Annotated in this window: 10 protein-coding genes; 5 read left to right on the top strand and 5 right to left on the bottom strand. The window is 39.8% G+C overall.

What is annotated here, in order from left to right; translation table 11 throughout:
• Positions 1-9: 9 nt before the first annotated feature.
• From K7X70_RS21105 to K7X70_RS21095, 3 genes are all read left to right on the top strand, one after another.
• The gene (locus K7X70_RS21105) at positions 10-555 is read left to right on the top strand and encodes a GNAT family N-acetyltransferase (protein WP_222538907.1); all 546 of its coding nucleotides are present in this window, start codon (positions 10-12) and stop codon (positions 553-555) included.
• 115 nt (positions 556-670) lie between these two features.
• A complete protein-coding gene (locus K7X70_RS21100) occupies positions 671-877 on the top strand; it encodes a hypothetical protein (RefSeq protein WP_222538906.1) in 207 nt (68 codons plus the stop codon).
• A 225-nt stretch (positions 878-1,102) separates the two neighbouring features.
• The gene (locus tag K7X70_RS21095; RefSeq protein WP_222539071.1) at positions 1,103-3,397 is read left to right on the top strand and encodes a GH92 family glycosyl hydrolase; all 2,295 of its coding nucleotides are present in this window, start codon (positions 1,103-1,105) and stop codon (positions 3,395-3,397) included.
• 219 nt (positions 3,398-3,616) lie between these two features.
• Here K7X70_RS21095 and accD read toward each other — a convergent pair whose 3' ends face one another.
• Positions 3,617-4,462, bottom strand: coding sequence for an acetyl-CoA carboxylase, carboxyltransferase subunit beta (gene accD / locus K7X70_RS21090; RefSeq protein ID WP_062549979.1), 846 nt, complete (start codon positions 4,460-4,462; stop codon positions 3,617-3,619).
• A gap of 141 nt (positions 4,463-4,603) precedes the next feature.
• On the opposite strand from accD, the gene fbaA reads away from it, so the two are divergent.
• Complete coding sequence (gene fbaA / locus K7X70_RS21085) at positions 4,604-5,683, top strand: class II fructose-bisphosphate aldolase (RefSeq protein ID WP_062549978.1); 1,080 nt, start codon at positions 4,604-4,606, stop codon at positions 5,681-5,683.
• A gap of 87 nt (positions 5,684-5,770) precedes the next feature.
• Here the strand turns inward: fbaA and K7X70_RS21080 are convergent, their stop codons facing one another.
• Positions 5,771-7,702, bottom strand: coding sequence for a T9SS type B sorting domain-containing protein (locus tag K7X70_RS21080; RefSeq protein ID WP_222538905.1), 1,932 nt, complete (start codon positions 7,700-7,702; stop codon positions 5,771-5,773).
• A gap of 630 nt (positions 7,703-8,332) precedes the next feature.
• Between K7X70_RS21080 and K7X70_RS21075 the strand changes: the two genes are divergently transcribed.
• Positions 8,333-8,758, top strand: coding sequence for a GNAT family N-acetyltransferase (locus K7X70_RS21075; protein WP_222538904.1), 426 nt, complete (start codon positions 8,333-8,335; stop codon positions 8,756-8,758).
• Between the two features lie 22 nt (positions 8,759-8,780).
• On the opposite strand, the gene K7X70_RS21070 is transcribed toward K7X70_RS21075, so the two are convergent.
• The 3 genes from K7X70_RS21070 to secDF all read right to left on the bottom strand — a co-directional run bounded on the left by K7X70_RS21070 (position 8,781) and on the right by secDF (position 13,968).
• The gene (locus K7X70_RS21070) at positions 8,781-9,647 is read right to left on the bottom strand and encodes a hydroxymethylglutaryl-CoA lyase (protein WP_222538903.1); all 867 of its coding nucleotides are present in this window, start codon (positions 9,645-9,647) and stop codon (positions 8,781-8,783) included.
• Entirely contained in the window at positions 9,625-10,929 is a 1,305-nt protein-coding gene (locus tag K7X70_RS21065; protein WP_222538902.1) for an NAD(P)/FAD-dependent oxidoreductase, read from the bottom strand. Before K7X70_RS21065 ends, K7X70_RS21070 begins: the two co-directional genes overlap by 23 nt.
• Positions 10,930-11,010: 81 nt before the next feature.
• On the bottom strand, positions 11,011-13,968 hold the full coding sequence (secDF, locus tag K7X70_RS21060) for a protein translocase subunit SecDF (protein WP_062549973.1): 2,958 nt from the start codon (positions 13,966-13,968) through the stop codon (positions 11,011-11,013).
• Between the last annotated feature and the right edge of the window lie 95 nt (positions 13,969-14,063).

Genomic DNA, 14,063 nt, shown 5'->3' with positions numbered 1-14,063 from the left:
GCGTTTGTTATGCAGTTCCACAGAATTACGACGGCCAGTGATCCCTCGCTGACCTTTATAAAAAAACTATATGAGGATGCCTTCCCTCCGCATGAGCGGAGGGATTGGGATTCCTTATTAAACAGAATCTCTACAGATCAGGAAATGCACCTTGATCTGATTCATACCGACGACGGACATATTGGTTTTATCATCTGGTGGGAGATTTCCGGCAGTTATTTTGTAGAACATTTTGCAATTGATGCGGAGTTAAGAGGCAAAAATTATGGCGCTTCCGTGCTCAATTATTATAAATCACTGCTTCCTGGCAGGATTCTGTTAGAAGTAGAACCTCCTGAAGATGAATATTCTATTCGTAGAATCGGGTTTTACGAACGCCTGGGCTTCCAGGTATTAGATTTCAGCTACCGACAACCTTCTTATACAGATCCCCTGGTATCTTATCCGATGTTACTGATGGCCACTTCTGCTTTTGAGGAAAGTGAGCTGACCGTATTAGCAGCGCTGATCAAGGAGAAAATATACACGCCAAAGGTTTTATCTGCTGATAGATAAGAAGAATTAAGGCCAACATTTTTCTTTTAATTTCATCCTTATATTTTCTAAAACATTCTGGATTTTTCTGTTGTTAATCTTTAATTGCGATAAATTAATACTAAACCCTATCGTTATGAAAAAGCCGGAAAAGAAAAATGAAAAACACAGTCACAGGAAAACGGTGTACAAAGAAACAGAAGATTTTGGGAACAATAAGCCAGATACTGGCGATACCTCTTCTGCCGGAGACTTTAGTCGGACAGATTTTGTCAAGCACCACCGCCGAACCAATAAGCCTATGGGCTCCAGTCATGAGCCAGGAACCTTCCCAGGAAGGTAAGCCCAAATATCCGTTCTAAAGTAACAATTACAGCTACATTGTTAATGAAGGCACCATATTTAAATATAGTGCCTTTTTTTATTTAAAAAAATCTCCTACTTTAGGACTGTGCTAAAACGTTTTTAATACATAAAACAATCGTTTGTTTACAGAAATGTTCAAATAGAGCGTTTGAGGCTAGATTTTAAACCAAATAACATAAACTACTTATCCAATATCATGATGATGAAGCGTTACTTAACTGCATTATTGATTGCCGGTTCTTCCGCAGCTTTTGCGCAAACCGTTGGTAAATTGAGCGATCCGGTTGAATGGATCAACCCTTTGATGGGAACGGCAAGCAAGCCCTCAATGTCTAACGGAAATACTTATCCAACAATTGCCCTGCCTTGGGGTATGAACTTCTGGACACCACAAACCGGTAAAATGGGAGATGGATGGGCCTATACTTACGATGCCGATAAAATTCGTGGCTTCAAACAAACCCATCAGCCATCTCCATGGATGAACGATTATGGTCAGTTTTCGATCATGCCGGTAACCGGTAAAAAACGCATTGATCAGGATGATCGCGCCAGCTGGTATTCGCATAAAGCGGAAGTAGCTAAACCTTATTACTATAGTGTTTACCTGGCAGACGCTGATGTGACTACAGAGATCACACCAACCGAGCGTGCGGCACAGTTCAGGTTTACTTTTCCAAAATCGGATAGCTCTTTTGTAGTGATTGATGCTTTCGACAAAGGATCTTACATTAAGATTTTTCCTAAAGAAAGAAAAGTAATTGGTTATACTACCAGACACAGTCATAAGATGACACCTGAAAACTTTAAAAACTATTTTGTAGCCTATTTCGATAAAGATTTCGTGTCTGCGAATGCCTGGAAAGGTAAAGAGCTGTTGAAAGATGAGCTGGAGATTAAAGCAGATCATTCCGGTGCAATCGTAGGTTTTAAAACTAAAAAAGGGGAACAAGTAGTAATGAAAGTTGCTTCTTCTTTCATCAGCTTTGAACAGGCAGAACTTAATTTAAAGAGAGAACTGGCCAATGATACTTTCGATGCTACCAAAGCAAAAGCTAAAGATGTTTGGAATAAAACGCTAAGTAGAGTAGCTGTAGAAGGCGGTACTGTAGACCAGACCCGTACTTTTTACTCTAGCTTTTACCGTACTTTATTTTTCCCTAACAAATTATATGAATTGGATGCCAGTAATAAAATTGTTCACTGGAGCCCATATAATGGCAAAATTCTGCCAGGTTATATGTTTGCTGGAACAGGATTCTGGGATACTTTCAGAGCATTATATCCTTTCTTGAACCTGGTTTACCCATCGATCAATAAAGAAATGCAGGAAGGTTTGATCAACGACTATAAAGAAGGCGGATGGTTGCCAGAATGGTCTAGCCCAGGTTATGCGAATGTAATGGTAGGTAACAATTCAGCTTCTGTAGTGGCTGATGCTTACATTAAAGGACTTCGTGGTTATGATATCAATACGCTATACGATGCCTTGATCCATGGTGCAAACAATGAAGGACCGTTAGATGCAGTAGGAAGAGCAGGAGTGAAGTATTATAACGAATTGGGGTACGTACCTTATGATGTGAAAATCAATGAAAATGCAGCGCGTACTTTAGAATATGCGTATGACGATTTCACGATTTACAAATTGGGTAAAGCATTAGGTAAGCCAAAAGCAGAAACTGATCTTTATGCAAAACGTAGTATGAACTATAAAAACCTTTTTGATCCAGCTAGTGGATTGATGAGAGGTAAAAATAAAGATGGTAATTTCCAATCTCCGTTTAATCCTTTCAAATGGGGTGATGCTTTTACAGAAGGTAACAGCTGGCATTATTCCTGGTCAGTATTCCAGGATATTGATGGACTTTCTAAATTAATGGGTGGTAAAGAGAAATTTGTTCAGAAACTGGACTCTGTATTTACTTTGCCTCCAATCTTTGACGATAGCTATTATGGTGGTGTAATCCATGAAATTCGTGAGATGCAGATTGCCAATATGGGTCAATATGCGCATGGTAACCAACCGATTCAACACATGATTTATTTGTACAATTATGCTGGTGCGCCATGGAAAACTCAATATTGGGTACGTGAAACCATGAACCGGATGTATAAAGCAACTCCCGACGGTTATTGCGGTGATGAGGATAATGGCCAGACTTCCGCCTGGTATGTATTCTCAGCATTGGGCTTCTACCCGGTAACCCCTGCTACAGATCAATATGTATTGGGTGCACCATTATTTAAAAAGGTGACTTTGAGCCTGGAAAATGGTAAAAAAGTAGTGATCAATGCAGCGAATAACAGTGACGCCAACAGATATGTTCAAGGGTTGAAATACAACGGTGCTGCCTATCCAAAAAATTGGTTAAGCCATTCTGAACTGGTTAAAGGTGCAACGCTTGATTTCAATATGTCTGCAACGCCAAATAAGCAGCGTGGAACGAAAGAAACGGATTTCCCTTACTCTTTCTCTACTGATCCTAATAAATAGGCTTAGAAGCAAAGAATTGAAGAAATCTACAATATGGTAGATTTCTTCAATCGAAATGTAAAACAAAAAAATAAATCACATAAAAAAAGTGGGAGTTTTTACAACTCCCACTTTTTTTATGTTTAAACTGTTCAGTTCAATTGAACATAATAAATAATGTAATTCAATCTATTCGATTGCATTATTCAGTTCAATGCAACTGGATATTAAATGCTGATCTTAGTTTGCAACCATTTTAAGGAAAGCTGCAATTTTAGCTTTCATCGCCCTGCGGTCTACAATAAAGTCAAGGAAACCATGTTCCTGTACAAACTCTGCAGTTTGAAATCCTTTAGGAAGGTCTTTTTTGATCGTTTCTTTAATTACCCTTGGGCCAGCAAAACCGATCAAAGCGCCTGGTTCTGCGATATTGATATCGCCCAGCATTGCGTAAGATGCAGTTACACCACCTGTAGTAGGATCTGTCAGTAAGGAAATGTATGGAATTTTTGCCTGGCTCAACAAGGCCAATTTAGCCGATGTTTTTGCCATTTGCATTAACGAAAATGCGGCTTCCATCATTCTGGCACCACCAGATTTTGAAATCATCAGGAACGGAATTTTGTGCTTGATGCTATAGTCAATAGAGCGGGCGATTTTCTCACCTACTACTGATCCCATAGAACCACCGATAAAGTTGAAGTCCATACAGGCAATTACTAAGTCCTGTCCTTCAATCTTACCTACACCTGCTCTGATTGCGTCTTTTAAGCCAGTTTTAGCCTGACTTTCTACCAAGCGGTCTACATAAGGTTTACTGTCTGTGAAGTTCAATGGGTCACCTGAAGTTAGATTTGCAAATAACTCTGTGAACTCATTATTGTCAAACAATACCTGAAAATATTCCTTTGATCCTACCCGTAAATGGTAGTCGCAATATTGGCAAACGTATTTATTTTCAACCAGATCGGCACTGTGGAGTGCTTTCTTACAATTAGGACACTTGTTCCATAAACCGTCTGGCGCTTCTTTTTTTTCTTCTGTCCTTGTACTGATACCTTTTTTTTCTCTCTTAAACCAAGCCATGTTATTTGTTGAAAAATGCGAGTACAAAGAAACAAAAAAAAATTAGAAGAGTTTAAGGTAGTTTTTAGTTAAAAATAATCGGCCTTAGATTTGGCCAGAGGGATATTTTTCCTAACTTCGGCATATATAAAATTATAAAAAATGAGTTTAAAAGGCTATAAAGGCGTAATTTACGGAGATGCCGTTCAGGAATTGTTTGAACAGGCTAAAAAACATCAGTTTGCATTACCTGCAGTTAATGTTACCGGTACCAACACAATTAATGCGGTAATGGAAACAGCAAAGGCAGTTAATTCACCTGTTATTATTCAGCTTTCCAATGGCGGTGCCCAATTTTATGCTGGAAAAACATTGAATAATGACAATTTGAATGCATGTGTATTAGGCGCAGTTTCTGCAGCTAAACATGTTCATTTATTAGCTGAGCATTACGGTGTTGCAGTAGTTTTGCATACTGACCACGCAGCAAAGAAACTATTACCATGGATCGACGGTTTATTAGACCATGGCGAAAAATTCTTCGCAGCGCATGGTAAACCATTGTTTTCTTCACATATGTTAGATTTATCAGAAGAATCTATCGAAGAAAACATAGAGATTTCTGCTAAATACCTTGCTCGCATGGCGAAAATTGGTATGACCATCGAAATCGAACTAGGTGTAACTGGTGGAGAAGAAGATGGAGTAGACAACAGTGATGTAGATAGCTCTAAATTATACACTCAACCTTCAGAAGTAGCTTATGCTTATGAAGAATTGAGTAAAGTAAGTGATAAATTTACGGTAGCAGCAGCTTTCGGTAATGTTCACGGTGTATACAAACCAGGTAATGTGAAATTACAGCCGGTAATTCTTAAGAACTCTCAGGATTTCATTAGAGAAAAATACGCGATCACTGCTGAAAAACCGATCAACTTTGTATTCCACGGTGGTTCAGGTTCTACTCAGGAAGAAATCAGAGAAGCGATTTCTTACGGAGCAATCAAAATGAACATCGATACTGACATGCAATGGGCATTATGGGAAGGTGTTTTGGATTACTATAAAGCAAATGAAGCTTATCTTCAGGCGCAAATCGGTAATCCAGATGGCGATGATAAACCAAATAAGAAATATTATGATCCTCGCGTTTGGTTACGTAAAGGTGAAGAAGCTTTTGTTAAACGTTTAACTCAGGCTTTCGAAGACCTTAACTGTAGAGACGCCAGCGATAAACTATAGTTTTTCATTTAGATCAACATCAAGAATCTTTATGATTCTTAAAATAACAGCAAGGCCTGCTCCATGATTTGGGACAGGCCTTGTGATTTACTTCAAAATTGTTACTGGACCAACTAAAGGCTTTTGGCCAGCCTCATGGAGGTCGATCCAATAAAAGTAGGTCCCTACCGGTAAACTTTTTCCTTTATACCAGCCATCCCAGTTTTGAAAATTGCCTTTCGCACTGAATACCCTTTCGCCGAAACGGTTCATTACTTTTACCTCTGCATTGGGGTAAGCTTGCAAGGCTTCAATATTCCATACATCATTAATGCCGTCGCCGTTGGGTGTAAATGTATTTGGAATAATCACCTTTTTGAAAACTTTAACGGTCATACTGGAGGTCGCGCCATTGCAATTGTTTAATGAGGCCACATTTAGTGTGTAGGTAGTGGTGGCTAGTGGTGTGGCTATAGGCGTTAATTTTTTTGGATCATCCAGACCCTTTGAAGGAGTCCAGAAATATTCGAGGTTATCACCAGATACTGTCCCATCTAAAGTGGTAGATTCTCCTTCCATGATGACTTTGTTACTTCCTGCATTGGCTAGTATTTGCTGATAAACATTTACAGTAACCTGCGCTTTATCTTCACAGAAACCGTTTGATACGGTCACTTCATAAGTAGTTGTATGAGTCGGGGAGGCAATAGGATTGGCAATATTTGGATCGGATAAACCGGTAGTTGGGCTCCATTTATAGGAATTGCCACCAGATGCTTCGAGTAGGATGGAGGCCCCATAACAAATGGGAGCTGGGGGCTGATTGACCGCTGCAACTGGCTGTGGGATAACTGTAAGATTGGTTTGAATGCTATTTGTACAGCCATTTGCAGTAACGATAACCTGATAGGTTCCGGCTTCATTTGGTCCAGCATTGCTGATGGTCGGTGATTTTAGTGTAGAGCTAAAATTGTTTGGACCTGTCCATAGGTAAGTACCATCCGTTCCAGTCAGTTCTAATTGTTGGCTCTGCCCTACACAAATTGAATAATTTGAAGATATACTGAGCTGTGGAGCTGGTTTGACGGTAATGATAATTGGTGCAGAAGCCGTTCTACAAGCTGGAGCGCCGAAGTTGCTGGGCTCCGCAACCAAGACTCGATATTCATTATTGCCTGTTGACAAGCCGGAGGTATTGATTGTAATTTGTGGATTGGTCTCCTCATTTAGGTCTCTCCATGTCTCTCCATTTTTTGTCTGCCATAGGTATTGTAAAGTGTTAGATCCTTCCGTACTAGAGGTAATGCTAAGACTAATCGGTTCGTTTTCACATACTGCTTTTGTGGTTTGATTAGGTATATTATCTATGCTGGTGGTAATTTTTGTGCCACATGCACGGAATGTAATGTCATCGATTGCGAGGTCATTTCCTGCCCCTCCCGGGGCGTTGTTAATGATTCTGATCTTAATTCTATTTACTCCATCAGGTGTATTGAACAAACCTCCATACTGCTTCCAGGTAGGTTCGGTAGTTTCCGGAATATCCCCGGTGCTAAATGTTTGAAGGATTTGATCGTCCATTGACAGTATTTGAAAGGTCAGATTGGGTCTAATCCCTCGAAATCTTAAAAGATTGGTCACCCAGCAGGCAAATTCATAAGTAGTATTAGGACACAAATCTGTAGGTACATCTGTTTCGTAAAAAATACCAGGATTGAAACTGGCATTTATCATCATCAAATATCCTTCAGGATCATTTGGCGTATGGTTTTTGATGTAATGCCAAGAACCGCCTTGGTTGGAATATCCAACACTCTGTTCAATGGTATAGCTACCATCGGAAGGACCTGTGGACGTGACATAACTATAGCTGGTCTTATTCCCGAGAGAGGGACCAAAAAAATCAGTACCTCTACCGAAATCAATCAGTACTACAGGATCTCCAAAACTACCATTACATAATTGTGCGAGGGTTTGCTCTGTGAAAGACAATAGTAAGCTAATCACGAGCAGCACAGTCGATTTACTCCTTAAATCCATCTTTATGGTTACACAATTTATTCTGCGTAATCTACGAATTTAAGGAGTACATGTTGTGCCGACAAATTTTTGACTTACAATGATTTGCGCTTTGTTTAATAATAAAACAGTGATACCTACAATAATTGTTAAATAATCAAAAACGTGCTAAATGATGCATTTAATTATATTAATCAACAATTTTTTAAACGTACTTTTGGATTTTCGAATGGTTGAGGGAGACCGCTGGCAATGGAGTCAACCATATGTTGCATTAATTTATCACTAAAAGGCTTGCTGGGGGTCAAAGCCTTGTCATTCAGTAATACTGCGCATATTTTGCAGCCGTTAACACAGGAAGGTGTGGCTTTTTTCGCTATTCTCCGGTAATTGTGAGAGTCAAAGTAATCACCGGTTCCTTTATATACATACCAATTTTTCATATTGCGGCAGCTTTTATAAATCAAAAAACGGCAAAAACTTTGGATGGAATGCCTACTCTGTTCCAGGTTTTCGGCGGCTCCTGTAAAGAAAATAAATTGTAGTTCTAATTTAACGAAGTTTTTAGAGCATTAATAGGGTCAGATGACCCAAAATTACTTTCGGTTGAAGCCCTATTTTTTACCATATTTGTAGAAATATCAGCAAGCAATGGAAACACTATTTGTAAATAAAGCAATCGGAAAAGAGACATTAGATCATGTATTTGCGATCAGGAGAGTTGTTTTTGTGGAAGAGCAGAATTGTCCGCCAGAACTGGAATGGGAAAATGAAGAAGAATCAACCCATTTTCTTGCTACGATGGACAATCAGCCATGTGGTGCTTGTAGGTGGAGAAAAACCGATCAGGGTTATAAGCTGGAAAGGTTTGCTGTATTGAAAGAATATAGGGGTAAGCGAATAGGGCAGGCGTTGGTAGCTGCAGCTTTAGCAGATTTACCTGCAGATGCGCATTACATTTACCTGAATGCACAGCTTCCTGCTATGCCTTTGTATGCTAAATTTGGTTTCGTAGCCGAAGGACCGCAATTTGAAGAAGCAGGATTTCAGCACTTTAAAATGGTAAAGAAAGCTTAAGCTTACTTAGAAAGGATTGTGATTAACTCAAAAATATTTGATTGGAGAGCTGTACTGCAGCTTTCCATTTCTCCATATTCAGTCCTAAAGTTTCTCCTTTACTTTCCAAAAACCAGATCAGGTCTTCTGTAGCTAAATTTCCAGTAAGGTCGTCGGCAGCCATAGGACATCCTCCAAAGCCTTTTAACGCACTATCAAACCGAAAGCATCCACTAGCATAAGCAGCCTGTATTTTTTCAATACGCGTCTCCGGAGTGCTGTGTAAGTGAACACCTATCTCTACCTGATCAAAGCTTTTGATCATTCCTGGCAAAATCTTTTTGATTCTTTCCGGAGAGGACACTCCAATGGTATCTGATAAGGAAAGTATTTTGACACCCATATTAGCTAGTGTAGATGCCCAATGCATCACGATCTCTTCATTCCATGGATCACCGTAAGGATTTCCAAAGCCCATTGATAAATACACTACCGCTGTTTTATCATGTTTACTGCAAAGCTCCAGCATTTGCTTCACCGTATCCAGGGAAGCAGCAATCGTAGCATTCGTATTGCGCATTTGAAAAGTCTCAGAGATAGAAAAAGGAAAGCCGAGCTGATCAATCTCTGGATGCTGAACCGCAGCTTCTACACCCCTTAAATTGGCTACAATGGCTAGCAATTTTGATGATGTACTGCTCAAATCCAGTTTTGCCAATACCTCGGCAGTATCTCTTAACTGAGGAATGGCTTTAGGGCTCACAAAACTGCCAAAATCGATGGTATCAAAACCCACCTGCAGCAGCAAATTTATATAGGCTGCTTTCAGGTCGGTATCAATGAAATCATGGATGCCTTGCATCGCATCCCTTGGACATTCTATCAGTTTAATCGACTTTTGCTGGTTCATGCTTTATTTTCTTGTAATACGGTCGGATAATCAATCTTGTGCCACGATCGTAGCTGAAATAACTCCAAACCCAGTTTACAAAAACCACGAGTTTATTTCTAAAGCCAACGAGTGTCATCAAATGTACAAACATCCAGGTAAACCACGCGAATACCCCTTGAAATCTAATGTTATGTAAATCAACAACTGCACGGTTGCGACCTACCGTGGCCATAGCCCCTTTATCCTTATATTTAAAATTAACGGTGGTTTTCTTTTCAATGATATTCAATAAGTTTCCTGCCAACTGCCTTCCTTGCTGAATGGCAGCAGGAGCAACGCCTGGATGTCCATTAGGAAATTCTGTCGTGATCATTGCAGCAACATCGCCTATGGCGTAAATATTGGCGTAACCATCCACTTTATTGATTTCATCCACCTTTAAACGATTGCCACGAACAATGATCTCCGGATTTAAGCCCTCCAGTACCACACCTTTTACACCTGCAGACCAGATCACGTTGGAAGAGCCAATCTGCTGTCCATCTGCGAGGGTTAGCATTTTGCCATTAAAAGATTGCACTCTCGCTTCCGTCATAATATTGACGCCTAACTCTGTTAAAAACAGGCGTGCTTTTTTGGAAGCCTGGGGCGACATGGCACCCAATAATTCTGGAGAACCTTCAATCAGATAAATGCGTACCTTATCGATATCCAGTTCTGGATAATCACTTTTTAACACATGTTTTTTAAGCTCGGCAATGGCACCGGCGGTTTCCACTCCGGTAGGACCACCACCCACGACTACAAAAGTCAGCAGTTCATTCGCCACAGAAGGATCCGGGGCAATCTGTGCAGCTTCTAAATTTTGAAGGATCAAACTTCTCAGATTTAAAGCTTCTGGAATGGATTTCATCGGCATGGCATTTTCCTGAATCTCATCTTGCCCGAAGAAATTGCTGGTAGAGCCCGTAGCGATTACCAAATGGTCGTAATCAATGGTGCCGATACTCGTATGGATGCAATTATTCAAGGGATCAACAGCACTCACTTCCGCCACACGGAAAGTCAGGTTTTTCTGACCTTTAAAAATCTTGCGGAGGGGGAAGGCGATAGAGTCGGCTTCTAATCCACCGGTCGCTACCTGATACAATAATGGCTGAAAAGTATGGTAGTTATGTTTATCTACCATGATCACTTCTATCTCTTTATCTCTTAGTTTTTTCGCTAATTCAATCCCACCAAATCCGCCACCTACAATGACTATTCTTGTTTTGCTGCCTTTCGGAAAGTGTTGCTCCATAGTATTTGAGTTTCTTAAATATACTGATAACAAAAAAGGCACCCAAAAAGGGTGCCTTTAATCAATAAATATTTAGATTTCTTATTTGTTCTTACCTAAATCAATAACGATAGGGGTAGAGATACACAATGAAGAGTAGGTACCGATGATACGACCGATCAATAGTGCGAAGATAAATCCGCGGATACTTGCGCCACCGAAGATGAAGATCACAAGTAATACGAAGAACACCGTTAATGAAGTCAAAATAGTACGACTCAATGTGCTGTTTAGGGCAAAGTTGATCAGTTTATTACGTTCTTCACCATGTAAGTCTTCTTTTCCGGTTTCCGCTAATTTCTCACGGATACGGTCAAATACAACTACAGTTTCCGTCATGGTATAACCCATTACCGTTAAGATCGCCGCGATGAAATCCTGGCCAATCTCTAATGAGAATGGAAGCACACCGTCTAAAATCGTGTAGAAAGATAGTACTAATAACACGTCATGGAATAACGCGATCACCGCTCCTAAACCATAATTCAGTTTCTTGAACCTCACTACGATATAGATAAACATCACTAAACAAGAGAACAGGATTGCTCCGTAAGCTCCGTAAACGATGTCACTTGCAATGATAGGACCTACCTTCTCATTACTTTCAATTTTATAAGGAACACCTGTTTTAGCAAGACCTTCCTGAAGGGCTTTTTCTACCAATTTATCCGCACCATTGTCTTGATCAGTGATGTGATAAGTAGTGGTGATTTTCAATTCGTTGTTTGCACCAGCAGTTTTAACTACAGTTTCCGACTCAGGGAATACCGCTGCTAATTTTGCTTTTACATCTTCCGTTTCCATTCCTTTATCGAAGTGAACGATATAAGTTCTACCACCTTTAAAGTCGATACCTAAGTTCAATCCACCATTTTTGAAGTAGAAGATGAAACCTAATACGATGATCGCAGTAGAAATGCTGTAATAGATTTTTCTATGTCCAACGAAGTTAAACGCGATGTTTTTGAAGGCGTGAATGGTGTATTTATTACCGAAAGTAATGTTTGATTTTTTCTCTAATAACCAATCGAAGACTAAACGTGAGATCAATACCGCACAGAATAATGACGAAAGAATACCAATACAAAGTGTCGTTGCAAAACCTTGAACCGGACCAGTACCGAAGATGTAAAGGATCGCACCTAATACAAATACTGTAACGTTCGAGTCAATGATAGAAGACATCGCATGTTTGAAACCTTCTTTGATTGCAACCGGAGTTGGTTTACCTAAGGTCAGCTCTTCTCTTACACGTTCGAAGATCAGGATGTTCGCATCTACGGATAAACCGATTACCAATACGATACCTGCGATACCTGGCAAGGTCAATACTGCACCTAGTGAAACCAGGATACCCATGATGAAGAATAAGTTGATCACTAACGCAAGGTTAGCTACCCATCCTGCTTTATTGTAATATAAAGCCATGAATACCAAGATTACCACGAAGGCAAGTACGAAAGAGATTAAACCGTCATGGATTGCTACTTCACCTAGAGAAGGACCAACCACGAACTCACCAACGATTCTAGCTGGAGCTGGAAGCTTACCTGCTTTTAAGATGTTGGCTAAATCTTGTGTATCGTTTACAGTGAAGTTACCAGTGATAGAAGAGATACCGTTAGGAATTTCGTTCTGTACAGTTGGTGCAGAGTAAACCGTGTTGTCTAATACAATTGCAATAGATTTTTTGTTGTTTGGATCTGCTGCTGCTTCTGCAGTAATTTTTTTCCATTTCGTAGCACCATCACCAGTCATGTACATGGTTACTTCTGGTCTGCCTTTCTGATCGTAATCATGACGGGCATCGCTGATTGCATCACCACCTAAATCTGGTTTGCCATCCATTGAAGTAGATTTGATCGCATACAATTCGAAAATCTTAGCACCACCAGTCGTCGAAACGTCCATTGGTTTCACACTCCACATGAATTTGAAACTCTGAGGAATGATAGAAGCTACTTCTGATCTTTTGAAATAAGAGTTTACTTTAGCCGTATCTTTTTGAGCTACCCAACCTACAACTGGTCCTGGACGTAATGACGTCTGACCGTTTTCACCTTGGTAAGTAGGCACGTTTAATACAGAGAACAATGGGTTAGATTTCGCAAGGTCTTTGTTTTTAACCGCTGCAGAATCTTTAGTGTCTTTATTTTTAGCAAGACCAGCCAATTTACTTTCCGATTTAGCGGCAGTGGTATCAGTACCTGCTGGAGCTACATCAGTAGTTTTTAAAGTGGCAGCTAAAGTCTTGTTGATGTTTTCTAATACTGGATACACTTCCTCATTGTTGTATACCTGCCAGAATTGTAATTCTGCAGATCCTTGCAATAATTTGTGAACCCTTTCTTTATCCTGAACACCTGGCATCTCAATCAGGATACGGTTCGTACCTTCTTGTTTCTGCATGTTAGGACTTACCACACCGAAACCATCGATACGGCTTCTGATGATCACGAAAGAACGATCTATCGCACTTGTTGCTTCTTTAGACAAATAATTTTTAACATCCGAATTGCTGGCATTAGCTTTAAGCAATTTAGCGTTGTCCTGATTTGAAAAGTAGTCAGCCAATTTCACATTTGGAGAAAGTTTCTCAAACTCATCTACAAATATGGCGATGAAATCTTTTCCACCAGCGTTTAGTTTCTCTTGAGCAATTGCTAATGCTTTGTTGAAATTAGCATCATCAGGATTACCAGCTAAAGATTTAACCAGTTCCGCTAACGAGATTTCCATCGTTACGTTCATCCCACCTTTAAGGTCTAGCCCAAGGTTAATTTCTTTTTCTTTACAGAACTGGTAGTTAAATCCAAAAACAGGATAAACCGGCACTGTGGCCATAGAATCTAAATAAGCTTTTTCCTTATCTAAGTCTCCTTTGGCATAAGCCTTTGCGTCTTTTTCAACTTTCGAAGTGACAAAGTTGAATGAGAGAGAATACACACAGACAATACCTAGAAGTATTGCCATAAATTTAATAAAACCTTTACCCTGCATTTGTTTGTAATTATTAGTCTATATAAGCTATATATTTTTTTAACAAGTCGGCAAATCTAATTATTTTTTTAAATAATAGACTACCTTCTCAATTT

Source organism: Pedobacter polysacchareus, assembly GCF_019802255.1.
GTDB lineage: Bacteria > Bacteroidota > Bacteroidia > Sphingobacteriales > Sphingobacteriaceae > Pedobacter > Pedobacter polysacchareus.
Note: the sequence above shows the minus strand (reverse complement) of the source record. Positions and strands in the feature narration are given on the sequence as shown.

What these genes read in the sequence shown, in the direction of transcription:
- accD (WP_062549979.1), bottom strand. Translation starts at nt 4,462, where the DNA reads ATGGCTTGGTTTAAGAGAGAAAAAAAAGGTATCAGTACAAGGACAGAA.
- K7X70_RS21070 (WP_222538903.1), bottom strand. Translation starts at nt 9,647, where the DNA reads ATGAACCAGCAAAAGTCGATTAAACTGATAGAATGTCCAAGGGATGCG.
- K7X70_RS21105 (WP_222538907.1), top strand. Translation starts at nt 10, where the DNA reads ATGCAGTTCCACAGAATTACGACGGCCAGTGATCCCTCGCTGACCTTT.
- K7X70_RS21075 (WP_222538904.1), top strand. Translation starts at nt 8,333, where the DNA reads ATGGAAACACTATTTGTAAATAAAGCAATCGGAAAAGAGACATTAGAT.
- K7X70_RS21095 (WP_222539071.1), top strand. Translation starts at nt 1,103, where the DNA reads ATGAAGCGTTACTTAACTGCATTATTGATTGCCGGTTCTTCCGCAGCT.
- K7X70_RS21080 (WP_222538905.1), bottom strand. Translation starts at nt 7,702, where the DNA reads ATGGATTTAAGGAGTAAATCGACTGTGCTGCTCGTGATTAGCTTACTA.
- secDF (WP_062549973.1), bottom strand. Translation starts at nt 13,968, where the DNA reads ATGCAGGGTAAAGGTTTTATTAAATTTATGGCAATACTTCTAGGTATT.
- K7X70_RS21100 (WP_222538906.1), top strand. Translation starts at nt 671, where the DNA reads ATGAAAAAGCCGGAAAAGAAAAATGAAAAACACAGTCACAGGAAAACG.
- fbaA (WP_062549978.1), top strand. Translation starts at nt 4,604, where the DNA reads ATGAGTTTAAAAGGCTATAAAGGCGTAATTTACGGAGATGCCGTTCAG.
- K7X70_RS21065 (WP_222538902.1), bottom strand. Translation starts at nt 10,929, where the DNA reads ATGGAGCAACACTTTCCGAAAGGCAGCAAAACAAGAATAGTCATTGTA.